This window comes from Rhizobium mayense (assembly GCF_030272705.1).
Lineage (GTDB): Bacteria > Pseudomonadota > Alphaproteobacteria > Rhizobiales > Rhizobiaceae > Rhizobium > Rhizobium mayense.
In genome coordinates, this window is the sequence record NZ_JARFYM010000006.1 from 78,814 (window position 1) to 104,413 (window position 25,600).

At 60.5% G+C, this 25,600-nt stretch carries 17 protein-coding genes; 13 read left to right on the forward strand and 4 right to left on the reverse strand.

Going from position 1 to position 25,600, the window contains the following annotated elements; translation table 11 throughout:
* The first annotated feature begins 7 nt into the window (after positions 1–7).
* From PY649_RS10430 to PY649_RS10475, 10 genes are all read left to right on the forward strand, one after another.
* Positions 8–2,425: a circularly permuted type 2 ATP-grasp protein gene (locus PY649_RS10430; RefSeq protein WP_285868257.1), complete on the forward strand. Its 2,418-nt coding sequence runs from the start codon at positions 8–10 to the stop codon at positions 2,423–2,425.
* A 4-nt stretch (positions 2,426–2,429) separates the two neighbouring features.
* On the forward strand, positions 2,430–3,314 hold the full coding sequence (locus tag PY649_RS10435; protein WP_285868259.1) for a transglutaminase family protein: 885 nt from the start codon (positions 2,430–2,432) through the stop codon (positions 3,312–3,314).
* Positions 3,315–3,444: 130 nt separating this feature from the next.
* Positions 3,445–4,665 (forward strand): vWA domain-containing protein, encoded by a 1,221-nt coding sequence (locus PY649_RS10440; protein WP_285868261.1) that lies wholly within the window; start codon positions 3,445–3,447, stop codon positions 4,663–4,665.
* 298 nt (positions 4,666–4,963) lie between these two features.
* Positions 4,964–7,426: a glycogen/starch/alpha-glucan phosphorylase gene (locus tag PY649_RS10445; protein ID WP_285868262.1), complete on the forward strand. Its 2,463-nt coding sequence runs from the start codon at positions 4,964–4,966 to the stop codon at positions 7,424–7,426.
* Positions 7,423–9,630, forward strand: coding sequence for a 1,4-alpha-glucan branching protein GlgB (glgB, locus tag PY649_RS10450; protein ID WP_285868264.1), 2,208 nt, complete (start codon positions 7,423–7,425; stop codon positions 9,628–9,630). Before PY649_RS10445 ends, glgB begins: the two co-directional genes overlap by 4 nt.
* Before the next feature lie 25 nt (positions 9,631–9,655).
* Positions 9,656–10,918: a glucose-1-phosphate adenylyltransferase gene (glgC, locus tag PY649_RS10455; RefSeq protein ID WP_285868265.1), complete on the forward strand. Its 1,263-nt coding sequence runs from the start codon at positions 9,656–9,658 to the stop codon at positions 10,916–10,918.
* A 3-nt stretch (positions 10,919–10,921) separates the two neighbouring features.
* Complete coding sequence (gene glgA / locus PY649_RS10460) at positions 10,922–12,364, forward strand: glycogen synthase GlgA (RefSeq protein ID WP_285868267.1); 1,443 nt, start codon at positions 10,922–10,924, stop codon at positions 12,362–12,364.
* A gap of 4 nt (positions 12,365–12,368) precedes the next feature.
* Positions 12,369–13,997: an alpha-D-glucose phosphate-specific phosphoglucomutase gene (locus PY649_RS10465; RefSeq protein WP_285868269.1), complete on the forward strand. Its 1,629-nt coding sequence runs from the start codon at positions 12,369–12,371 to the stop codon at positions 13,995–13,997.
* Positions 13,998–14,207: 210 nt separating this feature from the next.
* Positions 14,208–16,181, forward strand: a complete 1,974-nt coding sequence (glgX, locus tag PY649_RS10470) for a glycogen debranching protein GlgX (RefSeq protein WP_285868271.1) — start codon at positions 14,208–14,210, stop codon at positions 16,179–16,181.
* Between the two features lie 68 nt (positions 16,182–16,249).
* Positions 16,250–16,738, forward strand: a complete 489-nt coding sequence (locus tag PY649_RS10475; protein ID WP_285868272.1) for a MaoC family dehydratase — start codon at positions 16,250–16,252, stop codon at positions 16,736–16,738.
* 491 nt (positions 16,739–17,229) lie between these two features.
* Here PY649_RS10475 and PY649_RS10480 read toward each other — a convergent pair whose 3' ends face one another.
* From PY649_RS10480 to PY649_RS10495, 4 genes are all read right to left on the reverse strand, one after another.
* The gene (locus tag PY649_RS10480) at positions 17,230–17,778 is read right to left on the reverse strand and encodes a sarcosine oxidase subunit gamma (RefSeq protein WP_285868273.1); all 549 of its coding nucleotides are present in this window, start codon (positions 17,776–17,778) and stop codon (positions 17,230–17,232) included.
* Positions 17,771–20,767 (reverse strand): sarcosine oxidase subunit alpha, encoded by a 2,997-nt coding sequence (locus tag PY649_RS10485; protein ID WP_285868274.1) that lies wholly within the window; start codon positions 20,765–20,767, stop codon positions 17,771–17,773. The genes PY649_RS10480 and PY649_RS10485 overlap by 8 nt, the downstream gene beginning before the upstream one ends.
* Positions 20,764–21,129, reverse strand: a complete 366-nt coding sequence (locus PY649_RS10490; protein WP_285868275.1) for a sarcosine oxidase subunit delta — start codon at positions 21,127–21,129, stop codon at positions 20,764–20,766. The genes PY649_RS10485 and PY649_RS10490 overlap by 4 nt, the downstream gene beginning before the upstream one ends.
* A 65-nt stretch (positions 21,130–21,194) precedes the next feature.
* The gene (locus PY649_RS10495) at positions 21,195–22,448 is read right to left on the reverse strand and encodes a sarcosine oxidase subunit beta family protein (RefSeq protein WP_285868276.1); all 1,254 of its coding nucleotides are present in this window, start codon (positions 22,446–22,448) and stop codon (positions 21,195–21,197) included.
* A 473-nt stretch (positions 22,449–22,921) separates the two neighbouring features.
* Here PY649_RS10495 and rpsU point away from each other — a divergent pair, with 473 nt between their 5' ends.
* From rpsU to PY649_RS10510, 3 genes are all read left to right on the forward strand, one after another.
* Entirely contained in the window at positions 22,922–23,134 is a 213-nt protein-coding gene (rpsU, locus tag PY649_RS10500; RefSeq protein ID WP_003585885.1) for a 30S ribosomal protein S21, read from the forward strand.
* A gap of 142 nt (positions 23,135–23,276) precedes the next feature.
* Entirely contained in the window at positions 23,277–24,152 is an 876-nt protein-coding gene (locus PY649_RS10505; protein ID WP_285868277.1) for a tetratricopeptide repeat protein, read from the forward strand.
* 121 nt (positions 24,153–24,273) lie between these two features.
* Complete coding sequence (locus PY649_RS10510) at positions 24,274–25,359, forward strand: NAD(P)/FAD-dependent oxidoreductase (RefSeq protein WP_285868278.1); 1,086 nt, start codon at positions 24,274–24,276, stop codon at positions 25,357–25,359.
* Positions 25,360–25,600 lie beyond the last annotated feature (241 nt).

Sequence of the window (25,600 nt, forward strand, 5' to 3'; positions counted from 1 at the left end):
AATACGCATGGGCAAAAAACCAGCGACGGAGCGGCGAGACGATATAAGGGCTGGCATCGGCAACGATCCGGCCTTTGCCTATTCCGCTTTGCCCGGTGTCGCCGACGAAATGGTCGACAACAAAGGCGCGGTGCGGCCGGTCTGGCAAAACCTGCTCGCTGCATTGGCCCGCATGCCGGAAAAGGAACTCCTGGAACGTTTCGCCCGCGCCGACCGCTATCTGCGCGACGCCGGCGTGTTCTATCGAGCCTATGGAGCAAAGGGCGTCAGCGAACGCAACTGGCCGATTTCGCATATTCCCGTGCTGATCGACGAACGCGAATGGCAGGCTCTGTCGGAGGGCCTGCAGCAGCGCGCCGACCTGCTCGAAGAGATCATCGCCGATATCTATGGCGAAAACCGGCTGGTCAACGAAGGTCTGCTACCGCCCGCGCTGGTTGCCGCCAATCCGGAATTCCTGCGACCGCTCGTCGGCATCAAGCCCGCGGACGGGCACTATCTTCACTTCCTCGCCTTCGAGATCGGCCGCGGGCCGGATGGCAATTGGTGGGTGCTGGCCGACCGCGCCCAGGCGCCTTCCGGCGCCGGATTCGCGTTGGAGACCCGTGTCGCCACCACGCGCGCCTTCTCCGATATCTATGCTGAAACCAATGTGCACCGCCTTGCCTCCTTCTTTGGCGCCTTCCGCGACGCGTTGCAGGGCGCCAAGCGCGGCGCGGCCGACCGCATCGCCGTTTTGACACCGGGGCCGGCCAACGAGACCTATTACGAACACGCCTATATCGCCCGCTACCTCGGCTTCATGCTGCTGGAGGGTGAGGATATTACCGTCGTCAACGACCAGATGATGGTGCGTACCGTCGCGGGCTTAAGGCCGATCAGCGTCCTTTGGCGGCGCCTCGACGCGTCCTATGCGGACCCGCTGGAGCTCAATCAACAATCCCATATCGGCACGCCCGGCATGGTCGAGGCGCTGAGAGCGCAAAGCGTCACCATCGTCAACGCGCTCGGTTCCGGCATTCTGGAAACCCGGGCGCTTCTCGCCTTCATGCCCATCATCTGCCGGCATCTACGTGGTGAAGACCTGAAGCTGCCGTCGATCGCCACCTGGTGGTGCGGACAAAAGACCGAGCGCGAGCACGTCGCCGCGCATATCGAAAAAATGGTAATCGGCCCTGCCTATTCCTGCATGCCCTTCTTCGACGACAACGGCCAGTCGGTCCTAGGCTCGACGCTGCGCACCACCGCCAAGGAATCGATTGCCGATTGGCTGACGAGGGACGGCCACAAGCTGGTCGGCCAGGAGGTCGTCACGCTCTCGACGACGCCGGCATGGGTAAACGGCAAGCTGCTGCCGCGGCCGATGAGCTTGCGCGTTTTTGCCGCCCGCACCGAAAACGGCTGGCAGATCATGCCCGGCGGCTTTGCCCGCATCGGCAGCGGCGACGATGTTGCCGCCATCGCCATGCAGGCCGGCGGTTCGGCCGCCGATGTCTGGATCGTCTCCGACAAGCCGGTGGAGCGCCACACGCTGTTGCCGGCCGAGGAGACCTTCACCCGCAACATGCCCGGCAGCCTGCCGAGCCGCGCCGCTGACAATCTCTTCTGGCTCGGCCGCTATATCGAACGCGCCGAAGGGGCGTTGCGCATCCTGCGCGCCTGGCACGGGCGCTTCGCCGAAGCCGCCGATCCTACCCAGCCGCTACTTGCTGCCGTCAGCGCCTATCTCGCGGCCGTCGATATCGACACCAAGGAAGCCGTGCCGGAAAACCTGCTGCGCAATATCGACAGCGCCGTCTATTCGGCCAGCAACATCCGTGATCGTTTCTCGCCGGACGGCTGGCTGGCACTGAACGACCTCGCCAAGACCGCCCGGCGTTTCAAGGAAAAGATCAAATCCGGCGACGATGCCAGCCATGCGATGACGATCCTGCTGCGCAAGCTCGCGGGCTTTGCCGGTCTCGTGCATGAAAACATGTACCGCTTCACCGGTTGGCGTTTCCTGTCGCTCGGCCGCTATATCGAGCGCGGCCTGCATATGACGCGCCTGCTAGGCTACATGTCGGGCCCGGAGGCACCCGACGGCGCGCTCGACATGCTGCTCGAGATCGGCGACAGCGTCATGACCCATCGCCGCCGCTACAACGTCAATACCGCCCGCCTGACGGTGACCGATCTCCTGGCGCTCGATCCGCTCAATCCGCGCTCGATTCTCTTTCAGATGAACGAGATCCATCGCGAGGTGGAGCAGCTGCCGAACGCCTTGGTCAACGGCCAGATGTCACCCTTCTACCGCGAAGCGATGCGGCTGCATTCGGGTCTGGCCGTCATGACGCCGGAAACGATGAACGGCGAGGTCTACAAGCAGTTGGAACGGGAGCTGGAACGGCTCTCCGATCTCCTGGCCCAGACCTATCTCGGGTGATGTGATGCTCTACGACCTGTCACTGCACATGGGCTATATCTACGATGTGCCGGCCAGCGGCGCGCGTCATATCGTGCGTGTGCTGCCGCTGTCGCTGGCCAACCGTCAGCGCCTGATTGCCGGCTCGCTGAAAGTCACCCCGCATCCGGACGAACAGTCGAACTTCACCGATTTTTTTCAACATCCCGCAACCTCGATCCTGGTGCGCAACCCACATGAAAGGCTCGATATCCGCATGCAGGCGCGGGTGCAGGTGGAAAGCCAGCCGCTTACCGCCGATTTCTCGCCTGTACTCGCCAGGCTGCCGGATGAGATTGGCGACTGCTGGTCGGTAGAGCCCTCCTCGCCGCATCATTTCATCGGCACAAGCCCGCGCCTGCCGGAGACGGTCGAGATCGCCGACTATGCCCGGCAATGGGCAGCAACGAACCTGACGGTGATGCAGATCGCCCACGCCGTCTGCGCCCAGATCCACAAGGATTTCAACTACGACACAAAAGCAACCACGGTCGACACCACGCCGAAGGAGGCATTCCGTCTGAAACGCGGCGTCTGCCAGGATTTCGTGCATGTGATGATCATCGCACTGCGCAGTCTCGGCATTCCTGCCGGCTATGTCAGCGGCTTCCTGCGCACCATCCCGCCGCCTGGCAAGGAACGGCTGGAAGGCGCTGACGCCATGCATGCCTGGGTGCGCGTCTGGTGCGGTGAAACGGCGGGCTGGATCGAACTCGACCCCACCAACAACATCCCTGCCGGAACCGACCACATCGTCGTCGCCTACGGTCGCGATTATTCCGACGTCGCCCCCGTCATCGGTGTGCTGAAGAGCTATGGCAGCCAGAAGACGGTTCAGGCCGTTGATGTTATTCCACTAAAGACGCAATAGCTGAAATACACCCAAAACGGGAATAATCCAGCTATTCGGTAAAAGTCGAACGATCTTCTCAACGGCGCACTTAGAGTTTTCGCCGATAGTCCACGTCAATTCTGAGGCTTACTCTCTTTGGACGGACGTGATGATCACCGGTTCGAGCAAATTTCGCAGCATTCAACACCTTTTGCGCGATCGCGCCGGTAATTTCGGCATATTGACCGCGCTGGCCATTCCCGTCCTCGCCGCTGCTGCAGGCGTTGCGGTCGATGTTTCCAATATGGCGGTTTCCGACAGCCAGTTGCAGGAAGCGACCGACGCCGCGGCCCTTGCCACGGCAACGGCGCTTGCCAATGGCAGCGCGACTACAGCCAATGCCCAGCAGTTGGCCGCGGATTTCGTGACCGGGCAGATGGCGAACTATCTCGCGGGCGATGCGAACGCCACTAGCGCGCTTAAAGCGGGCACCACCGTAACGGTGACGCAGACAACCGATTCTTCAGGCAATCCCAGCTATTCCGTCGTCGTGAACGCGTCCTATGCAATGCCGGTGAACGGCATGACCCGCATGCTCGGCGTCAGCACGATGAACGTTGGCGCATCAAGCACGTCCGTCAGCGGCAACGACGCATCCGCGCAGGCTCAAAACAACCCGCTGTCCATGTATTTCGTTCTCGACCGCTCCGGCTCGATGGACGAAGCAACGGATACGGTCAATGCCCAACAGCCGACGACGACAGCTCCCTGTGGTAACAACAACAAAAAGACCTGCACGGTCACCAATTACTATACGAAGATGCAGTCGCTGAAGATCGCGACCGCGAACCTGGCCGCACAGTTGAACAGCGCCGACCCGAACAGCATGTACGTCCGCACCGGCGCCGACTCCTATAATTCCAACGCCCAGACACCGACGGCAATGGCCTGGGGAACCAGCGGCGTCACCAGTTACGTCAACAACTTGACGGCAAGCGGCACGACGAACTCGGCGCCTGCTTTCACGGCCGCGGTGACCGCCCTGACTAAGGCATCCACGACGCAAGGGCTCACGAACGAACAGTTGCAGCATAAGAACAAGAACGGCCGGACAGACATCTCGAGATACATTGTCTTCATGACCGACGGCGACAACAACGTAGCAAATGCCGACACGACCACCAGAGCCCAATGCGACATTGCTCGCAACCAAGGCATCACTGTTTACACGATCGCCTTCATGGCGCCGGCAAACGGTCAGGCTTTGCTGAAATACTGCGCGACCACGGCGGCCGACTACTTCACGCCGCAGAACGCTGCAGACCTTTTCAAGGCATTTTCGACGATCGCTTTGCAAGCGCAAAAGAAAATGACGCTTCTGACCAAATAACAAGCGGAGCGCGACGCACCGGAAACCACAAATAGATCGTAAAAACAAAAGCCGCGCTGGTATAATCCAGGGCGGCTTTCGCTCGTTAGCTAATCCGATGATAAGAGCCGGAAAAACAACCGAAATCAAGTCTTTTTGACGCTGCCAGAGCGTTTGCTCGGTATTTTTGCATCTGCCACATTCCCTTATTGCAACAGCTTTACATCGGTGCGTAAACTGCTACGTAGAGGCAGTGGCAATTTGATCTAGTTAGGCGTAACACCCTGAATATAAATCACAAATGGCGAGACTTGATAGTATGAATAACTTGACCAAGGCCAATCTCCCCGTTCCTGCTCCCCGCAGTTCCCGCCCCGAAATCCTGGCGGAAGAAATCATCGAGCGTCTGACCTATCGCATCGGCAAGGACGCAAAAGTCGCCAAGCCGCACGATTGGCTGACGGCGACGATCCTTGTCATTCGTGACCGCGTCATCGACAAGTGGATGGAATCGACCCGCAAGGTCTACGAGACCGGTGCGAAACGCGTCTACTATCTATCCCTTGAATTCCTCATCGGCCGTCTGATGCGCGATGCCGTGTCGAACCTTGGCCTGATGGAAGAGATCACCAATGCGCTCTCGTCGCTCGGCGTCGACATCCGCGTCATTGCCGGCCTCGAGCCCGATGCAGCCCTTGGCAACGGCGGCCTCGGCCGTCTCGCGGCCTGCTTCATGGAGTCGATGGCGACGGTAGACGTCCCGGCCTACGGCTACGGCATTCGTTATGTCCACGGCTTGTTCCGCCAGCAGATGGCCGACGGCTGGCAGGTGGAACTGCCGGAAACATGGCTTGCCCACGGCAATCCCTGGGAATTCGAGCGCCAGGAAAGCGCCTATGAAATCGGCTTCGGCGGCGCCGTCGAATTCGTCAGCGGCCACGACGACCAGCCGCGCTATGTCTGGAAGCCGGCTGAGCGCGTCATCGCCGCCGCCTTCGACACGCCTGTCGTCGGCTGGCGTGCCAAGCGCGTCAATACGCTGCGCCTCTGGTCGGCACAGCCGATCGACCCCATCCTGCTCGACGCCTTCAATGCCGGTGACCATATCGGCGCGCTGCGCGAAAGCAACAAGGCCGAAAGCCTGACCCGCGTTCTCTATCCGGCCGACGCGACGCCGGCGGGCCAAGAGCTGCGCCTGCGTCAGGAATTCTTCTTCTCGTCCGCCTCGCTGCAGGACATCCTGCGGCGCCATCTGCAGCAATATGACGATCTGACCAATCTCGCCGACAAAGTTGCGATCCAGCTGAACGACACGCATCCGGCCGTCTCAGTCGCCGAAATGATGCGCCTGCTGGTCGACGTTCACGGCCTCGAGTTCGACGCCGCCTGGGATATCACCCGCAACACCTTCGGCTACACCAATCACACGCTTCTGCCGGAAGCGCTGGAAAGCTGGCCGGTGCCGCTGTTCGAACGGCTGCTGCCGCGCCACATGCAAATCATTTACGCGATCAACGCCAAGATCCTGGTCGAAGCCCGCAAGGCTCGCAATTTCAGCGACGCTGAAATCCGCTCGATCTCGCTGATCGATGAAAACGGCGACCGCCGCCTGCGCATGGGCAATCTGGCCTTCGTCGGCTCGCACTCGATCAACGGCGTCTCGGCGCTGCACACCGATCTCATGAAGGTCACCGTCTTCGCTGACCTGCACAAGCTCTATCCGGATCGCATCAACAACAAGACTAACGGCATCACGCCGCGTCGCTGGCTGATGCAGTGCAATCCGGGCCTGACCGGTCTCGTTCGCGAAGCGATAGGCGACGCCTTCCTCGACGATGCGGAGAAGCTGAAGCCGCTCGATCAGTTCGCCCGCGATAGTGCCTTCCAGGAAAAATTCGCCGCCGTCAAACGCGCCAACAAAGTGCAGCTTTCCAATCTGGTCGCCAGCCGCATGGGCATCAAGCTCGATCCCAATGCCATGTTCGACATCCAGATCAAGCGCATCCACGAATACAAGCGCCAGCTTCTGAACATCGTCGAAGCCGTGGCACTCTACGACCAGATCCGCTCCCATCCGGAACTGGACTGGCAGCCGCGCGTAAAATTGTTCGCCGGCAAGGCGGCGCCGAGCTATCACAACGCCAAACTGATCATCAAGCTGATCAATGACGTCGCCCGCGTCATCAACCACGATCCTTCGGTGCGCGGCCTGCTGAAGGTCGTCTTCGTACCGAACTACAACGTCTCGCTGGCCGAAGTCATGGTTCCGGCCGCCGACCTCTCCGAGCAGATATCGACCGCCGGCATGGAAGCATCCGGCACAGGCAACATGAAGTTCGGCCTCAATGGCGCGCTGACCATCGGCACGCTGGACGGCGCCAACGTCGAGATGCGCGACAATGTCGGCGAAGACAACATCGTCATCTTCGGTCTGAAGGCCGACGAGGTTGCCAATCTGCGCAGCGACGGCCACGATCCGCGGGCCGTGATCGAACGTTCGCGCGAACTGGCGCAGGCGCTTTCGGCCATCGCGTCGGGCGTCTTCTCTCCGGACGACCGCACCCGCTATGCCGGCCTTATCGACGGCATTTATGCCCATGACTGGTTCATGGTGGCAGCCGATTTCGACGCCTATGCAGCAGCCCAGCGCGACGTCGATACCCTTTGGGCCAATCCCTCGGAGTGGTATGCCAAGACGATCAACAATACCGCTCGCATGGGCTGGTTCTCCTCCGATCGGACGATCCGTCAATACGCCAAGGAAATCTGGAGAGCTGGATGACAAAGCCGAAAAGACCCGCTGACGGCATCGCCTTGAGGGATATTTCGGCAGACGAGATTGCTGCAATTCTCGCAGGCACACATTCCGATCCATTCGCCGTCCTCGGGGTACACCGGACGGATGAGGGCTTCGTAGCCCGTTGCTTTATTCTCGGCGCAGAAGCCGTCACTGCCACGGCGCTGGATGGTTCCGTCATCGGCGAACTGGATTGTCTCGATCCAGCCGGGTTCTTTTCGGGTAACATCACGGTCACAAAGCAACAGCCGGTGCGCTATCGCGCCCGGCGCGGCGACGCCGAATGGGCGGTGACCGATCCCTACAGCTTCGGCCCGGTCCTCGGGCCGATGGACGACTACTTCGTCCGCGAGGGCACGCATCTGCGCCTGTTCGACAAGATGGGCGCACACCCCCTGAAGCACGAGGGCGTGCAGGGCTTTCACTTTGCCGTCTGGGCGCCGAACGCGCAGCGCGTTTCGGTGGTCGGCGACTTCAACAACTGGGATGGCCGCCGGCATGTCATGCGCTTTCGTGCGGACTCCGGCATCTGGGAAATCTTCGCGCCCGACATTCCGGCGGGCGTTGCCTATAAGTTCGAAATCCGTGGCCACGACGGCGTCGTCCTGCCGCTGAAGGCCGATCCTTTTGCCCGCCGCAGCGAACTGCGGCCGAAGACCGCCTCGGTCACCGCCAATGAGATGACCCAGGTCTGGGAAGACGAGGCACACCAGGAACATTGGGCCAGTGTCGATAAGCGCCGCCAGCCGATCTCGATCTATGAGGTACATGCCAGCTCATGGCAGCGCCGCGACGACGGTTCGATGCTCTCCTGGGACGAGCTCGCCTCACGCCTCATTCCCTATTGCGTCGACATGGGCTTCACCCATATCGAATTCCTGCCGATCACCGAACATCCCTACGATCCGTCCTGGGGCTACCAGACGACGGGCCTCTATGCGCCAACGGCCCGGTTCGGCGAGCCGGAAGGCTTTGCCCGCTTCGTCAACGGCTGCCACAAGGTCGGCATCGGCGTCATCCTCGATTGGGTGCCGGCGCATTTCCCGACGGACGAGCACGGGCTGCGCTGGTTCGACGGCACTGCGCTTTACGAGCACGAAGACCCGCGCAAGGGCTTCCATCCCGACTGGAATACCGCGATCTACAATTTCGGCCGCACTGAAGTTCTCGCCTACCTGCAGAACAATGCGCTCTACTGGGCCGAGAAATTCCATCTCGACGGCGTGCGTGTCGATGCCGTCGCCTCGATGCTTTATCTCGACTATTCCCGCAAGCACGGCGAATGGATCCCGAACGAATATGGCGGCAACGAAAACCTGGAAGCCGTTCGCTTTCTTCAGTCGATGAACACCAGGCTTTATGGTTCGCATCCAGGCGTGATGACCATCGCCGAGGAATCGACCTCCTGGCCGAAGGTGTCGCAGCCGGTCCACGAAGGCGGCCTCGGGTTCGGCTTCAAATGGAATATGGGCTTTATGCACGACACGCTGAGCTATCTCGCCCGCGAACCCGTGCACCGCAAATATCACCATAACGAGCTGACGTTCGGCCTGATCTATGCGTTCTCTGAAAATTTCGTTCTGCCGCTCTCCCATGATGAAGTGGTGCATGGCAAGGGTTCGCTGATCGCCAAGATGGCGGGTGACGACTGGCAGAAATTCGCCAACCTGCGCGCCTATTACGCCTTCATGTGGGGTTATCCGGGCAAGAAGCTGCTTTTCATGGGCCAGGAATTTGCCCAATGGAGCGAGTGGAGCGAAGCCCGTGCCCTAGATTGGAACCTCCTGCAGTACCGGATGCATGAGGGCATGCGGCGCCTGGTCCGCGATCTCAATTTGACCTATCGCAGCAAACCGGCCTTGCACGCCCGTGACTGCGAAGGCGACGGCTTCGAATGGCTGATCGTCGAGGACTTCGAGAATTCGGTGTTTGCCTGGCTGCGCAAAGCACCTGGCGAAAAGCCAATCGCGGTCATCACCAATTTCACACCAGTCTACCGTGAGAATTACAGTTTGCGCCTGCCAGCCGAGGGACGGTGGCGCGAAATACTGAATACCGATGCCGACATTTATGGCGGTAGCGGCAAGGGCAATGGCGGACGCGTGCAGGCCGTCAGTGCAGGGGGAGGCATACAAGCGACGATAACGCTACCTCCCCTGGCGACGATCATGCTCGAACCGGAATTTTGAGACCAACAGGACAGGGAGGAATGAAATGGTAGAAAAACGTATCCAGCCACTGGCGCGCGATGCCATGGCCTACGTTCTTGCCGGTGGCCGGGGCAGCCGCCTGAAAGAGCTGACCGACCGTCGCGCCAAACCTGCCGTCTACTTTGGTGGCAAGGCTCGCATCATTGATTTCGCGCTGTCCAACGCGCTGAACTCCGGTATCCGCCGCATCGGCGTCGCTACACAGTACAAGGCGCACTCCCTGATCCGACACTTGCAACGCGGCTGGAACTTCCTGCGCCCGGAGCGTAACGAAAGCTTCGACATCCTGCCGGCGAGCCAGCGCGTTTCCGAAACGCAGTGGTACGAAGGCACGGCCGACGCAGTCTACCAGAACATCGACATCATCGAGCCCTACGGTCCGGAATACATGGTCATCCTCGCCGGCGACCATGTCTACAAGATGGACTATGAATGGATGCTGCAGCAGCACGTCGATTCCGGCGCTGACGTTACCGTCGGCTGCCTGGAAGTGCCCCGTATGGAGGCCGTCGGCTTCGGCGTCATGCACGTCAACGACAAGGACCAGATCATCGACTTCGTCGAGAAGCCGGCCGACCCGCCGGGCATTCCGGGCAATCCGGGTTTCGCGCTCGCGTCGATGGGCATCTATGTCTTCCACACGAAATTCCTGATCGACTGCCTGCGACGCGACGCCGCCGACCCGAATTCCAGCCGCGACTTCGGCAAGGACATCATTCCGGATATCGTCAAGAACGGCAAAGCCATCGCCCATCGCTTTACGCAGTCCTGCGTTCGCTCCGATTTCGAGCGCGAGGCCTATTGGCGAGACGTCGGGACGGTCGACGCCTACTGGCAGGCCAATATCGACCTAACCGCTGTCGTGCCGGAGCTCGATATCTACGACAAATCCTGGCCGATCTGGACCTATGCCGAAATCACGCCGCCGGCCAAGTTCGTTCATGACGACGAGGACCGCCGCGGTTCGGCCGTCTCCTCCGTCGTCGCCGGCGACTGCATCATCTCCGGTGCGACCCTGTCGAACAGCCTGCTGTTTACCGGCGTGCGCGCCAATTCCTATTCCAAGCTGGAAGGGGCCGTCGTGCTGCCGAGCGTCAAGGTCGGCCGGCGCGCCCAGTTGAAGAATGTCGTCATCGACCACGGCGTCACCATTCCGGAAGGTCTAGTCGTCGGCGAGGATCCGGAACTGGACGGCAAGCGCTTCCGCAGGACGGAAAATGGTATCTGCCTGATCACGCAGACGATGATCGACAAGCTGGATATCTGACATATGAAAGTTCTTTCGGTTTCGTCCGAAGTCTTCCCTTTGATCAAGACAGGGGGTCTGGCCGATGTGGCCGGCGCCCTGCCTATCGCGCTCAAGCCCTTTGGCGTCGAGACGAAGACCCTGATGCCGGGCTATCCCGCGGTCATGAAAGCCCTCCGCAATCCGGTGGCTCGTCTGGAATTCGCCGATCTGCTCGGCGAAAAGGCGACGATCTTCGAGGCTGAGCACGACGGGATTTCCCTCCTCGTGCTCGACGCGCCGGCCTACTACAACCGCACCGGCGGCCCCTATGTCGACGCGACCGGCAAGGACTATCCTGACAACTGGCGGCGTTTTGCCGCCTTATCGCTCGCCGGATCGGAAATCGCCGCCGGCCTGCTACCCGGCTGGCGGCCGGATCTGGTGCATGTGCACGACTGGCAATCGGCCATGGTGCCGGTCTACATGCGTTACTATCCGACGCCGGAACTGCCGAGCGTACTTACCATCCACAATATCGCCTTCCAGGGCCAATTCGGGGCGGATATCTTCCCCGGCTTGCGTCTCCCCGCACACGCTTTCTCAATAGAAGGTGTCGAATATTATGGCGATGTCGGCTTCCTCAAAGGCGGCCTGCAGACCGCTCTCGCCCTCACCACCGTCAGCCCTTCCTACGCAGAGGAAATCCTGACGCCGGAATTCGGCATGGGCCTCGAGGGCGTCATCGCCAGCCGGGCAAACAGTCTGCACGGAATTGTGAACGGCATTGACGACGGCATCTGGAATCCGGAAACCGACCCGATGATCGCGCAGACCTACGGAGCCGCTACCCTGAAAGATCGCACCGCGAACCGCAAGCTCGTGATCGAGCATTTTGGTCTGGACAACGATGATGGGCCGATTTTCTGCGTTGTCAGCCGCCTGACCTGGCAGAAAGGCATGGATCTGCTCGCCCGCATCTCCGGCGATATCGTCCGGCTGGGCGGCAAGCTCGCCATCCTCGGCGCCGGCGATGCAGCGCTCGAAGGCGCGCTATTTGCCGCCGCCGGCCGTCATCGCGGCCGTGTCGGCGTCTCCGCCGGTTACAATGAGCCCATGTCGCATCTGATGCAAGCCGGCTGCGACGCCATCATCATCCCGTCCCGTTTCGAACCCTGTGGCCTCACGCAGCTTTATGGCTTACGCTATGGCTGCCTGCCGATCGTTGCGCGCACGGGTGGCCTCAACGACACCATCATTGACGCCAACCACGCCGCACTGCAGGCAAAAGTCGCGACCGGCATTCAGTTTTCGCCCGTCACCGCCGACGGGCTGCTGCAGGCCATACGCCGCGCCATGCACCTTTTCCAGGATCGAAAGGTCTGGACGCAGATGCAAAAGCAGGGCATGAAATCCGACGTATCCTGGGGCAAGAGCGCAGAACGCTATGCAGCCCTCTACTCCAGCCTTGTCTCGAGAGGCGCTTAACCAGATGATTAAAACAATTCCCACCAAACCCTATGCGGATCAGAAGCCTGGCACCTCAGGCCTCCGGAAGAAGGTTCCCGTATTTCAGCAGCCGAACTACGCCGAGAACTTCATCCAGTCGATTTTCGATTCGCTCGAAGGCTACCAGGGTAAATGCCTGGTCATCGGCGGCGACGGCCGCTTCTACAATCGCGAAGTCATCCAGAAGGCCATCAAGATGGCCGCCGCCAATGGCTTCGGCAAGGTGATGGTCGGCAAGGGCGGCATTCTCTCCACGCCCGCCGCCTCGAACATCATCCGCAAATACAAGGCGTTCGGCGGCATCGTGCTGTCCGCCAGCCACAATCCGGGCGGCCCGACCGAAGACTTCGGCATCAAGTACAATATAGGCAATGGCGGCCCGGCGCCGGAAAAGATCACCGACGCGATCTACGAGCGCACCAAGGTCATCGAAAGCTACAAGATCGCCGATTTCGCCGACATCAATCTCGACCGCATCGGCCGCGAAGACGTTGGCGGCATGATCGTCTCGGTCATCGACCCGGTTGAAGACTATGCCGCTTTGATGGAAGAGCTGTTCGACTTCGGCGCCATCCGCAACCTCATCAGCCTCGGCTTCCGTCTCTGTTTCGACGCGATGAGCGCGGTGACAGGCCCCTATGCCAAGGAAATCTTCGAAATCCGTCTCGGCGCGCCCGGCGGCTCGGTCCGCAATTTCCTACCGTTGCCGGATTTCGGCGGCCATCACCCCGATCCGAATCTGGTCTATTGCAAAGAGCTCTACGACGAAATGATGGGCGAGGATGCACCCGATTTCGGCGCGGCATCCGACGGCGACGGCGACCGCAACCTGATCATCGGCAAGGGTATCTACGTCACGCCGTCGGATAGCTTGGCGATCCTTGCCGCCAATGCCAATCTGGCGCCCGGCTATTCGCACGGCATCGCCGGCATCGCGCGCTCTATGCCGACCAGCGGAGCCGCCGACCGTGTCGCCGAAAAGCGCGGCATCGGCATCTACGAGACCCCGACCGGCTGGAAATTCTTCGGCAATCTGCTCGACGCCGGCATGGCGACGATCTGTGGCGAGGAAAGCTCCGGCACCGGTTCCAACCATGTCCGCGAAAAGGACGGTCTCTGGGCCGTGCTGCTCTGGCTCAACATTCTTGCCGTGCGTGGCGAGAGCGTCATCGATATCGTCACCCAGCATTGGGCGACTTATGGCCGCAACTATTATTCGCGTCACGACTATGAAGGCGTCGACACCGATGCCGCCAATGGCCTGATCAGCGCGCTGCGCGAGAAGCTGCCGACCTTGGCGGGCACGAAGTTCGGCGATCTGACAGTCGCGGCAGCCGACGATTTTGCCTATCACGATCCGGTCGACAAATCGGTCAGCCAGCACCAGGGCATCCGCATCCTGTTCGAAGGCGGCTCTCGCGTCGTCTTCCGCCTGTCCGGTACCGGCACGACCGGCGCGACCCTGCGTGTCTATATCGAGCGCTACGAGCCCGACCCGACTCGCCACAATATCGAAACTCAGGAAGCACTAGCCGACCTCATCGCCGCCGCCCAGGATATCGCCGATATCAAGGGCCGCACCGGTCGCGACGCGCCGACAGTGATTACCTGATCCTACGATTTAAGCCCCTTCTCTCCGCAGCTGCGGGGAGAAGGTGGCCAGAAGCTGCCGAACGAAGTGAGGCGGCGACTGGTCGGATGAGGGGCCTTCCCAGAATTCGCCGCGACTGCACATTTTTGCCTGACGCGCCCCGCACCCTAGCCCTCTCCCAGCACGTGGGGAGAGGGTATCGCCTCTAGCCATCCGGAAAGCCCGCGAGACATGTCCGAGCCGACAATCCGCAGCCTTGGCGCGACACTCACCAACTCGGGTGTCGAATTTGCAGTTTGGTCCAAACATGCCGACAAGATCGAACTCTGCCTGTTCGACGCCGAAGGCCACAAGGAGATCGCGCGTCTACCGATGAAGCGCGAAGGCGAAGAGCATCGCCTGGCTGTGGACAGCATCAAGGAAGGCGCGCGCTACGGTTTTCGTGCTCATGGCTCATACGATCCGGATCAAGGCCTATGGTTCGACCCGTCGAAGCTGCTTGTCGATCCCTACGCAAAGGAAATTGACCGGCCGTTCCGCTACGATGCACGGTTGGGCGTGTTCGGCGAGGACACGCAGGATCTGATGCCGAAGGCGATCGTCTCGCGCGACGTAGCCGTGAAGCCGGCCAAACCACTGTTCCAACCCGGCGGCGTGATCTACGAAATCGCCGTCAAGCCTTTCACCATGCTGCATCCGGACGTGCCGACAGAAAAGCGCGGCACGCTGGCCGCCCTCGCTCACCCAGCCGTCATCGCCCATCTCAAACGACTGCATGTCGACGCCGTCGAGCTGATGCCGATCGTAGCCTGGATCGACGAACGGCATCTACCCCCGCTCGGACTCAGCAATGGCTGGGGTTACAATCCCGTCGCGTTCATGGCGCTCGACCCGCGTCTGGCGCCCGGTGGTGTCAGGGAATTGCGCGAAACGGTGGCAGCGCTGCACGCCGAAGGCATCGCCGTCATCCTCGATCTTGTCTTCAATCATACTGGCGAGAGCGACCGTCAGGGCACGACGCTGTCATTGCGCGGCCTCGACAATCCTACCTATTTCCGCCATGAGCCTGACCGGCCCGGCACGTTGATCAATGACACCGGCACCGGCAATACCGTTGCCTGCGATCAGCCGGCGACACGCCAGCTCATCATGGATAGCCTGCGCCATTTCGTGCTCCATGCCGGCGTCGACGGCTTCCGTTTCGACCTCGCCACCGTCCTTGGCCGCACCGCCAAAGGCTTCGATCCGGAAAGCCTGACGCTACGGTCCCTCTTCGCCGACGACATTCTCGAGGATCGCATCATGATTGCCGAGCCCTGGGATATCGGCCCCGGCGGCTACCAGCTCGGCAATTTTCAGGCTCCTTTCCTCGAATGGAACGATCGCGCTCGTGACGATCTGCGCTGCTTCTGGCGCGGCGACCACCACAAGATTGGCGACATCGCCACCATACTCGCCGGCTCCTCCTCTTTTTTCGGCCGCGACGACCGCACCCAGACCCGCAGCGTCAACTTCCTCGCCGCCCATGACGGCTTCACGCTGATGGACATCGTCTCCTATGCACAGAAGCACAATGAGGCGAACGGCGAGAACAATCGCGACGGCCACAATGAAAACTTCTCCTGGAACAACGGCGTCGAAGGCAAGACGGACGATCCGGCGATTCTCCGCAAACGCCGCACCGACATTGAGGCCCTGCTCTCCACACTCTTTGCAACGCGTGGCACGATCATGCTGACCGCCGGCGACGAAGGCGGACGCACGCAGCGCGGCAATAACAACGCCTATTGCCAGGACAATGACATAACCTGGATGGACTGGCAGACGCTGGACGAGGAGTTGATTGGCCACACCGCCTGGCTCGCTAGCATCCGCCGCCGCTTCACGGCCTTCGGCGAGATGGAATTTTTCAACGGCAACGGCGACGTTCTATGGTTCTCCACTGAGGGCACGGCAATGACGGTGCCCGATTGGGAGACGCCGGCTGCCAGCGTACTCGGCATGGCGATCGGGACCGAAGATCGCAATAGCGGCAAGAAGACCCGTCTCGCCATGCTGCTCAACCGCGCTAACGAGGAACAGGACTTCAAGCTACCGCCATCGGCCAAGGCAGGGTGGTCGCTGCTCACTCCGAAGGAGACGACGGCGGTTCAAGGCGCTATCATCGTCCCGGCGCGCTCGGTCAGCTTTCTCATCGAAAACTGAACCCGTTGACTTTTCGGCCTTTTCCGCCAGAAGGCTCGGCAGAAGCAGTAGTGCCTTACGAGGATAGAATGCCCAGCGATATTTCGCTTGTTGAGATCATGAGGCTGGTCGGGACCGAGATCGGCGTCTCCGACTGGATCACGGTCGATCAGACGATGATCGACACCTTCGCCGACGCGACGCTCGACCATCAGTTCATCCATGTCGATCCCGAACGCGCCAAGGCCGAAACGCCCTATGGCGGCACTATCGCGCATGGCTTCCTGACGCTCTCGCTGCTCTCGGCGATGAACTATAGCGGCCTGCCGAAAATCCGCGAGCAGACACTCGGCATCAACTACGGCTTCGAAAAGATCCGCTTCATGTCGCCGGTCAAATGCGGCGCCCGCGTGCGCGGCCGTTTCACGCTCGCCGAAACGCGGCTTCGCGGCGCCAGCATGATGATGCTGACCTACGAGGTCAGCGTCGAAATCGAGAATGAGCGCAAACCTGCCCTGACCGCGACATGGACGACTATCTCGCAATTCGACCCGAAGGACCGGCCCGAAGAGGCTTAAGGCTTTTTTGAATCGCGAGGCATTTTTCTCAAGAAAAGAATTACAAACGCGATCGCCGCAAATGAAATATGAATTATATAGAAACTTAAGCCCGGCTTTGTGTACAGAAAACTCAGAGAAAATTCCTCAGATATAATCTTCTCTATTGTACGAAAGGCTATTTGCCCCAAACTTAACCACAAACATAAACGGCACATATAATCTATATTAAAATATTCACTTCGCACCGGGGATTGCGAGTTTTCCGACTGCACCCCCATCCCCGTCCATGACTGAGAATCGACTTCAAAGCCTTCCTTGTCTGAGCCCATGAACATGACCCTTGTGTCGCGCACGACGGTACACTGATTGAAGGCGAATGTTGTGAAATACTCGCCATTACAACCAGTATGCGACCGAATTTTGCGGCAAACAAGCTCGATTACACAACTATCGGCTTCATGCACCAAGCTGATACTGATCTTAACTTTGCTTGCTAAAGCCTGCGGTGCCTAAAGCCCCGCATCCTCCGCCGTTTCGGCCAGAAGGCCAAAGGCGTAGTCGGAAAAGGAACGCCAGACTTCGACGCGGAATGTCTCCTCGTCGAGCCGCAGCAGCACGACTTCCGCCTTGCCGAACAATGTGCGCGAGCAGGCCCCGACGGGGAAAGCCTGCAGCGACAGATCCTGCGGGCAGCCGCCGGCGAGCGTCGTTTCAGCGCCAGGGCCGGAAACGATGATTGCCGTGTTTCGGTGCGAAATATCGGTCGCCGCGTAGAGAACCCCTGCATCGCCCGGAAGGCCGAGCAGATCGGCGCCGCTTTCGTCGATGATGAGCCATTCGTCCGGTCCGAGCCAAAGGGCATAGCGGCCGTCCTTGTGCGAAGATGTCTTTGGCCGCTGCGGTATATCCAGCTTGAGGGCCCAGGACAGGCCGGGTATCGAATCGACAGGCGCGCGGAGCGATATACGGCTGGCAGGCGCCGCCGCCGTTAGGCGGACGGTAGCAGCGCCGCCGTGGCGGCCGGCGAGCGGCAGTTTGCGGGTTGCGACATCAGCCATTGATCCGGCCTCCTTCCTTGTCAAAGAACACCAGATCCGTCACCTCGACGGCGATCGTCTTGTCGGGCATCGGCACATAGAGCGTCTTGCCCATGCGCTCTCGGCCGCCGGCGACCAAGGCGAAAGCGATGGAATGGCCCAGATTCTCCGACCAGTAGGCCGAGGTGACGTGGCCGAGCATGGTCATCGGCTTCGGCTCGTTCGGATCGGCGACAATCTGCGCACCCTCCTCCAACACCACCTTCGGATCGCGGGTGACGAGACCGACAAGCTGCTTGCGGCCTTCTTTGACCAGATCCGGTCGTTTCAGGCCGCGAATGCCGACGAAATCGGTCTTCTTCTTGGAGACGGCCCAGGAAAGCCCGGCATCGCCTGGCGTCACCGTGCCGTCGGTATCCTGGCCGACGATGATGTAACCCTTTTCAGCGCGCAACACGTGCATGGTCTCTGTACCGTAGGCGCAGACGCCCATCGGCTCGGCGCGAGCCCAGACGGCTTCCCATACGGACTGGCCGTAATCGGCCGGTACGTTGATTTCAAAGCCGACTTCGCCGGTAAAGGAGACGCGGAACAGCCGTGCCGGTACGCCGCAGACCGTGCACTCGGCCACGCTCATATGCGGGAAGGCCTCGTTGGAAAGATCCAGCCCCTCTACCAAAGGCTCAATGATCTCGCGCGCCTTCGGGCCTTGTACGGCGATGACGGCCCACTGTTCTGTCGTCGACGTCAGCCAGACCTTCAGATGCGGGAACTCGGTCTGCAGATAGTCTTCCATGTGATGCAGCACGCGCGGCGCACCGCCGGTCGTGGTCGTCACATGGAACCGGTCCTCGGCCAAGCGCCCGACGACGCCGTCGTCATAGACGAAGCCATCCTCGCGGGTCATGATGCCATAACGGCAGCGACCGGGCTTCAGCGTATCCCAGGCGTTGGTGTAGATGAGGTTCAGGAACTTTGCTGCATCCGGCCCGACCACTTCGATCTTGCCGAGCGTCGAGGCGTCGAACACACCGGCGACTTCGCGCGCCGTGCGGCATTCGCGATTGACCGCCTGATGCATGGTCTCACCGGGCCGCGGGTAGAACCAGGCGCGCTTCCAGTTGCCGACGTCCTCGAAGACGGCGCCGTGCGCCTCTTCCCAGGCATGCATCGGTGTCTTGCGCGCGGGATCGAAGAGCGACCCGCGCGAATGGCTGATCAGCGTGCCGTAGGTCACCGGGGTGTAGGGTGCGCGGAAGGTGGTGAGACCAACCTGCGGGATATCCTTGCCGAGCATTTCCGCGGCGATCGCCAGGCCATGCATGTTGGAAAGCTTACCCTGATCGGAAGCCATGCCGTTGGTGGTGAAACGCTTGATATGTTCGATCGAATGCATGCCCTCGCGCACGGCGAGACGGATGTCCTTGGCGCAGACATCATGCTGGAAGTCGACGAAAGCCTTCGCATTGGTATCGGGCCCCGCGCCTTCGGCCGCGCCGATCATGCCGCCGGTCCATTCAAAGGCCTGCTCGGCGTGCAGCACGATCTTGTTGCCCTCACCACTGGCGCCGGTTGCCCGCGCCATCAGCTCGCCGACAGCCAGCGATTCCTCGATCGCCGCCTGCAGGCCGTCCGTGCCATTGCAGGCACCGACCGAAAGACAATCCTGAACATAAGTGCCCGGCAGGAAGCGTTGCCTCTCAGCATCGAATTTCAGCTTGCCGCGCGACTGCGAGAACAGATGCACGGAGGGCGTCCAGCCGGCGGAGACGAGCAGCGCGTCGACCGCGATCTTGCGCGAACCCCGGCCCCCGTTGCGTGCCACCGTTATGGACGAAATGCGAAGCTTGCCGGCAGTATCGACAACGGCATAATCCGTCAGCACCTCGATGCCGAGCTGCTTCGCCTCGGCAAGCACGGCCTCGCCCGGACGCGAACGGCTGTCGACGATGGCGGCGACGGATACGCCGGCGCGCTTCAGATCGAAGGCAGCCTCATAAGCCGAGTCATGCGCCGTGTAGACGCCGATCTTGGCGCCGACGGCAACACCGTAGTGATTGAGATAGGTGCGCGCCGCGGATGCCAGCATGATGCCAGGACGGTCGTTGTTCGGAAACACCATGTGCCGCTCGATCGCGCCCGTCGCCATGATGACGCGCTTGGCGCGGACCTGCCAAAGACGCTCGCGCGGCAGATTGCGGCCAGGCTTTGCAATATGATCGGTGACGCGCTCGGCAAGACCGATAAAATTGTGGTTGTAGTAGCCGAAAGCCGTCGTGCGGGTCAGCACCTCGACATTGTCCATCGACTGGAGCCTGGCGACAACATTCTGTGCCCAGACGTAGCCCTCGACGCCGCCGATCTTGACGCTTGCGTCAAAGCGCAGCGCCCCGCCCGCTTCCGGCTGTTCGTCGCAGAGAATGACCTTGGCGCCAGCCTCTGCGGCCGCGAGCGCCGCCGAAAGACCGGCAATGCCCGCGCCGACCACCAGGACATCGCAATGGGCATAGCGGCTGCCGTAATGATCTGGATCTTCCTCGGTCGGCGCAACGCCGAGACCGGCGGCGCGGCGGATGAAAGGCTCGTAAATATGCTTCCAGGCCGCCTTCGGCCACATGAAGGTCTTGTAATAGAAGCCGGCAGCAAAGAAGGGCGACATGAGATTGTTGACGCCGCCGACATCGAAGGCGAGAGACGGCCAGCGATTCTGCGACTGCGCCTTCATGCCATCGAAGACCTCCTGCACGCTGGCGCGCACATTGGGCTGCCGGCGAGCCGAATCGCGGGAAATATCGAGCAGCGCATTCGGCTCTTCTGCGCCCGCCGACAGGATGCCGCGCGGACGATGATATTTGAACGAGCGGCCGACGAGATGGATGCCGTTGGCAAGCAGCGCCGAGGCGACGGTGTCGCCCTCCAGCGCCGTGTAGCTTTTGCCGTCAAAGGTGAAGCGGGCGGTTCTAGCTGGCGTCAGACGGCCCTTGCCCGCAATACGATTGGCGCCGCTCATTTCGCAAATCCCTCTTCTTCTGCCGTGTGTTCTTGTGCATTTTGGTCTTGCACCACCGGCTCACGCGCGGCCGGCAGCGGCGTCGAAATATCCGGCTTCGGCTCGCCGGCCTTGTAAGTCCGGTAGAAGCGATCGCTGACCGTATCGCGCGCCGCATTGAAGAAGCGGCCGCAGCCATGGATATGCCGCCAGCGCTCGAAGATCAGACCCTTCGGATTGTCCCGCAGGAAGAAATATTCCTCGAACTCCTCATCGGAAATCCCAGCGATATTTTCTGGCCGCGCGATATGCGCGTCGCCGGCGTTGCGGAACTCCAGTTCCGAACGCTCTTCCTCGCAATAGGGGCAGTAAATCAGCAGCATCGTTTTCTACCTAATGTTAAAGCTCGGAACCGGAGCCCGGAGGACGGACGCAGAGCTACAACCCATCAATGCGCCACGGCGGCAGCCGCCGCCTCGTCGATCAAACGGCCGGTACGGAAGCGATCGAGCGTCAGTCCGGCATTGAACCTGTGAGGCTCGTCGCGGGCGATCAGATGCGCGAATAGATTGGCCGAACCCGGCGTCGCCTTGAAGCCGCCTGTCCCCCAGCCGCAATTGACATAAAGCCCTGGCACCGGCGTTTTCGACTGGATCGCCGAACGGTCTGGCGTATTGTCGACGATGCCGCCCCAGGAGCGCATCATTTTCACGCGCCGGAACATCGGGAAGAGCTCGCAGATCGCATCCAGCGTATGGGTGATGATCTGCAGGCCGCCGGTCTGGCTATAAGAATTATACTGGTCCGTGCCCGCGCCGATGACGAGTTCGCCCTTGTCGGACTGCGAAATATAGGCATGCACGGTGTTGGACATGACGACGCAGGGGAAGATCGGCTTGAGTGGCTCGGAAACCAGCGCCTGAAGTGGGCTCGATTGCAGCGGCACACGCACGCCGGCCATCTGCATGACGACCGTGGTGTGGCCCGCCGCCGAAACGCCGATCTTCTTGGCGCCGATGAAGCCCTTGGTCGTGTCGACGCCGGTCACCCGGCCATCCGGACCACGTTGGATCCCGGTCACTTCGCAATTCTGGATGATGTGTACACCGCGATCGGACGCGGCGCGGGCGTAACCCCAGGCGACCGCATCGTGTCGCGCCGTGCCGCCGCGGCGTTGCAGGGCGGCGCCGTTGATCGGGTAACGCGCGGTCTTCGAAATATCGAGCGGCGGGCAATAGGCCTTGGCCTGCTCCGGCGTCAACCATTCATTGTCGATGCCATAGAGCCGGTTAGCATGGATATGCCGTTTGAAGGACTGCTGGTCGTGGATATTGTGCGACAGCATCATCACGCCACGCGGCGAATACATGACGTTATAATTGAGATCCAGAGAAAGCCCCTCCCAGAGCTTCATCGAATGCTCGTAGATGTGCATGCTCTCTTCATAGAGATAGTTCGAGCGGATGATGGTCGTGTTGCGGCCGGTATTGCCGCCGCCGAGCCACCCCTTTTCGATCACGGCAATATTCGTGATGCCGTGCTCCTTGGCGAGGTAATAGGCGGCACCCAGGCCATGACCGCCGGCGCCGATGATGATGACGTCATACTCCTTGCGCGGCTCCGGCGAGGTCCATTGGGCCTCCCAGCCCTTGTGAGCCCGCATTGCTTCCCGTGCCACGGCAAAAACCGAGTATTTACGCATTCGCCCTCAACTCCTTCAGGCAAGACGCCATTTTCATGGGCCATACAAATCGCAAATCGAAAACCGACACAACGGCTCTTTTGCGACGCATACAGGACCGTCTTTCGACACGGCCCACAAGAATGCTACAGCAAGGCCCGACCTTGTGAACAGCCTGGATCCATTTGTCTGAATTCATGGCCGCTGAGGAACAAACCACATTGTTGCGTCACGCGTAAAAGGAAAACATGTGGATTGAAATGACTGTGGTTCGAAATCTCAGACAAGCATGTCGGAGACGACATCGTCGGCGCAATTCACGCTCGACAAACCGCTTTTTCCTCTGCAAACTCACGATCTGGCTAGACTTTGACAAACCGATCTGCTATCTCGCCTTACCAATCGCAAGGCTGCGGCCGCGCGAGCGTTATTTTTTTGCCTCCTGGCGCTGCTGTCGCCGCTGGCATCAACCAAACCAAAGGAACGTGATTCTCGTGCAGGTACTTGTCCGCGATAACAATGTCGACCAGGCTCTCCGCGCTCTCAAGAAGAAGATGCAGCGCGAAGGTATTTTCCGCGAAATGAAGATGCGCGACTATTACGAAAAGCCGTCGCAGAAGCGTGCTCGCGAGAAGGCAGAAGCTGTTCGTCGTGTTCGCAAGCTGGCGCGCAAGCGTGCACAGCGCGAAGGTCTGGTCGCACGCTAATCGTCGTTCTTTCGACGTTTTCAGATGCATGTCTGGCGGGGGCGAATCGTTCGCCGCCGCCATTTTTTTGATTTCTTCTCCCGGCAAACGGGATTAAATCAAAACAGCCTGATATAACGCATGGGGAAAGCGAAACCCGATAATGGCAATCACGACGTCCCAACAGTTCCGCGCTTCGAAACTGTCTTTTATTGCTTCGAAGCGCGCTGCTGCCTTGCCCGCTTTGGCTCTTCTCACCGCAATCGGCCTTTCCGGGTGTCAGACCGGCTCCACTGATACGGTGATCCGAATCGACAAAGCACAGGGCTCGTCGGAAAACATTGCCTCGCTGACCTCGGTCATCAATGCCAATCCTCAGAATCCGGAAGGCTACAACGTTCGCGGCACTGCCTATGGCCGCGGCGGCGAATTCAGCCGCGCCCTTGCGGACTTCAACCAGGCGATCCAGCTCAATCCGAAGTTCTATCAGGCCTACGCCAACCGCGCGCTCATCTATCGCAACATGGGCAAGCTTCCGGAAGCGACCGCCGACTATAACGCCGCGCTGCAGATCAATCCCAATTATGACGTCGCCTATATCGGCCGTGGCAACCTCTATCGCCAAGCCGGCCGCGACGACGACGCCTTCAGCGACTATTCCAAGGCGATCAGCCTCGGAACGACGGATGGCCGTGCTTATAACGGCCGCGGCGTGATCTATCAGAAGCGCAATCAGCAGGATAAGGCGATCGACGACTTCTCGAAGGCGATCTCGCTGTCACCAAATTCGCCCGAGCCCTATAACAGCCGCGGCATTTCCTATCTCGCGCAGAACGACGACGACAACGCCTTCGCCGATTTCAACCACGCGATCGACCTGAACAACAAGGTCGCCGAATCCTGGGCAAATCAGGCCTTCGTCTACGAGCGCCGTGGCGACAAAGCCAAAGCCCGCCGTTCCTACCAACACGCCGTCAACCTCGACCCGAGCTATCAGCCAGCCAAGGATGGCCTGGCGCGCGTCGGAGCGGGCGCCTAAAAAATCGAGCGCAGATCGTCAGAATAGTCGGCCGCCCGGCGATTATCCGCCCGGCGGCTTTTCTTTGCGCTGTGCAGCGCATAGTCTCCCTCCGGCCCCACATTCGGACAAGAGACACGGCATGCCTTCTTCTCCTCCCAAAATCATCGTCGTCGGCGCCGGCATCATAGGCGCGTCCATCGCCTGGCATTTGGCGCGCAGAGGCGCATCCGTCACCGTGATCGCAGAAAAGGCTGGCGGCGAGGCGACTCCGAAGTCCTTCGCCTGGATCAATGCGAGTTGGGGCAATCCCGAATTCTATTTCCATTTCCGCCGCCGCTCGATGGCGGAATGGTCGCAGCTGGCGGCTGATGTTCCCGGCCTGCCGCTTTCCTGGTACGGCGGGCTCTGCTGGGATCTGCCGGAGGCTGAGTTGGAGGCCTATGCCGCCCAGCAAACCGGCTGGGGTTACGGCATGCGGCAGGTCGATCGCGAGACAAGCGCTGCCCTCGAACCTCATCTCGCCGATCCGCCCGCCTTCGCGCTGTATGTCGCCGAAGAAGGCGCCGTTGAGCCCGTGGCCGCTGCCAATATGCTGTTGGAGGATGCCGCCCGTCACGGCGCAACCTTGCTATACGGCACAGAGGCCAGGCGGCTCTTGCAGGAGAACGGCAAGATTGCGGGCGTTGAAACGACGGATGGAGCGCTGTTAGCCGATCACGTCGTTTTGGCCGCCGGCGCCGGCACAGTGGCGCTCGCCGCGTCCGTCGGTATCGATGTGCCGATAGAAACGCCGCCGGGACTGATCGTTCACTCCCGTCCCTGTCCACCGCTGCTGAACGGCCTTGTCATGGCGCCGGAGCTGCATATGCGCCAGACGACGGAAGGCAGGATCATTGCCGGCAGCGATTTCGCCGGTACCGATCCGGGCGACAATCCACAAAAGGCAGCCGACGAACTTTTTGCCAAGGTCAAAGCCATGCTACGCGGCGGCGACAGGCTCGAACTCGATTTTTATACTGTCGGCTACCGCCCAACCCCGAAAGATGGCTTTCCGATCATTGGCGGCGCCGACGACGCGCCGGGCCTCTATCTCGCCGTCTTGCATTCCGGCGTGACGCTGGCGCCGCTCGTCGGACTGGTTGCGGCAACGGAAATTATCGACGGCCATCTCGATGCTCAGCTTTCCCCATTCCGCCTGTCGCGATTCGCGCAGGCATGCGAATAATTCAATGAAATTACAACCTTAAGGATAATTCGATCATACTCGAAGCGTCCAGCCGCACTTACGATTTAGCGGCGGTGACTTTTCATATGTTGCAACGCAATTTACCGGGCCCTAACATGGCGCTTTCGAGATCATGCTGCTCGGGTAAGAGTGTGGGGGCCCTCGACATGATGACTAAGACCGCTATTCCCGCTTTTGCGGACGTCTTTTATCCCGATGGTGGTCCGATCGGTTGATCCTG

What these genes read in the sequence shown, in the direction of transcription:
- PY649_RS10510 (WP_285868278.1), top strand. Translation starts at nt 24,274, where the DNA reads ATGCCTTCTTCTCCTCCCAAAATCATCGTCGTCGGCGCCGGCATCATA.
- PY649_RS10445 (WP_285868262.1), top strand. Translation starts at nt 4,964, where the DNA reads ATGAATAACTTGACCAAGGCCAATCTCCCCGTTCCTGCTCCCCGCAGT.
- PY649_RS10440 (WP_285868261.1), top strand. Translation starts at nt 3,445, where the DNA reads ATGATCACCGGTTCGAGCAAATTTCGCAGCATTCAACACCTTTTGCGC.
- glgX (WP_285868271.1), top strand. Translation starts at nt 14,208, where the DNA reads ATGTCCGAGCCGACAATCCGCAGCCTTGGCGCGACACTCACCAACTCG.
- glgA (WP_285868267.1), top strand. Translation starts at nt 10,922, where the DNA reads ATGAAAGTTCTTTCGGTTTCGTCCGAAGTCTTCCCTTTGATCAAGACA.
- PY649_RS10480 (WP_285868273.1), bottom strand. Translation starts at nt 17,778, where the DNA reads ATGGCTGATGTCGCAACCCGCAAACTGCCGCTCGCCGGCCGCCACGGC.
- PY649_RS10505 (WP_285868277.1), top strand. Translation starts at nt 23,277, where the DNA reads ATGGCAATCACGACGTCCCAACAGTTCCGCGCTTCGAAACTGTCTTTT.
- PY649_RS10465 (WP_285868269.1), top strand. Translation starts at nt 12,369, where the DNA reads ATGATTAAAACAATTCCCACCAAACCCTATGCGGATCAGAAGCCTGGC.
- PY649_RS10490 (WP_285868275.1), bottom strand. Translation starts at nt 21,129, where the DNA reads ATGCTGCTGATTTACTGCCCCTATTGCGAGGAAGAGCGTTCGGAACTG.
- PY649_RS10435 (WP_285868259.1), top strand. Translation starts at nt 2,430, where the DNA reads ATGCTCTACGACCTGTCACTGCACATGGGCTATATCTACGATGTGCCG.
- glgC (WP_285868265.1), top strand. Translation starts at nt 9,656, where the DNA reads ATGGTAGAAAAACGTATCCAGCCACTGGCGCGCGATGCCATGGCCTAC.
- glgB (WP_285868264.1), top strand. Translation starts at nt 7,423, where the DNA reads ATGACAAAGCCGAAAAGACCCGCTGACGGCATCGCCTTGAGGGATATT.
- PY649_RS10495 (WP_285868276.1), bottom strand. Translation starts at nt 22,448, where the DNA reads ATGCGTAAATACTCGGTTTTTGCCGTGGCACGGGAAGCAATGCGGGCT.
- PY649_RS10485 (WP_285868274.1), bottom strand. Translation starts at nt 20,767, where the DNA reads ATGAGCGGCGCCAATCGTATTGCGGGCAAGGGCCGTCTGACGCCAGCT.
- PY649_RS10430 (WP_285868257.1), top strand. Translation starts at nt 8, where the DNA reads ATGGGCAAAAAACCAGCGACGGAGCGGCGAGACGATATAAGGGCTGGC.
- PY649_RS10475 (WP_285868272.1), top strand. Translation starts at nt 16,250, where the DNA reads ATGCCCAGCGATATTTCGCTTGTTGAGATCATGAGGCTGGTCGGGACC.